This is a genomic window from Mycobacterium sp. (assembly GCF_008709575.1).
Taxonomy (GTDB): domain Bacteria; phylum Actinomycetota; class Actinomycetes; order Mycobacteriales; family Mycobacteriaceae; genus Mycobacterium.
Genome location: NZ_VYIK01000432.1, coordinates 1 through 640, shown reverse-complemented (window position 1 = coordinate 640; position 640 = coordinate 1). Strand labels below are relative to the sequence as shown.

Genomic DNA, 640 nt, shown 5'->3' with positions numbered 1-640 from the left:
CCGTCGGCTGCCATCGGATTTCAACGATGTCGGTGATTCCCACGAAGTTCAGCCAGTCGTTGAAGTAGGTGGACTGGAAATCGGATCCGAACTTCTGAGATACCCCGGGCGTATAAACGCCACTTGTATAAACAACGGCAGCCTTCTTACCGGTGATCAGCCCGGTATAGCCACGCTCCGGGTCGAAACTGAACACCCAACCGGGTTGAGTCACGTTGTCGATCCATTGTTTCAGGACATACGGTATGCCCGAATTCCACATCGGCACCGAGAAAAGATAGGCATCGGCGCTGGCGAATCGGTCGAAAACGCTGCGAGCCGCCTGCCACGGCGCCACCTGTGCGCCGGTTGGTTCTCCGCCGGCGAAGACCGCTAGCTTCGCTTCGTTAGCCTCCCGGCCGAACGCCGGCAACGAGCCGTCGAATAGGTCGAACTCATCCACAATCACATCGCTGTTCGACGCGCGAAACCCGGCGAGAAAGGCATTCGCCAGCGCCTGGCTATCGCTCTCATCTCGTTTGGGGCTGGCACAGACGTGGAGCAGTTTCGTCATTAATGGGACTCCAGGTGATGTTTTCGTTGTTTCTATCAGTGGGGTCAGCCTGGGACGTTGGCCTTCAGCGACGCCAGCGCGGCGGAG

The 640-nt window shown here is 58.3% G+C and carries 1 protein-coding gene; it reads right to left on the bottom strand.

The window, feature by feature from the left end:
- Positions 1-553 (bottom strand): FMN-dependent NADH-azoreductase (locus tag F6Q13_RS19435; RefSeq protein WP_293059986.1); only part of this gene is annotated, 553 nt, incomplete at its 3' end.
- Positions 554-640 lie beyond the last annotated feature (87 nt).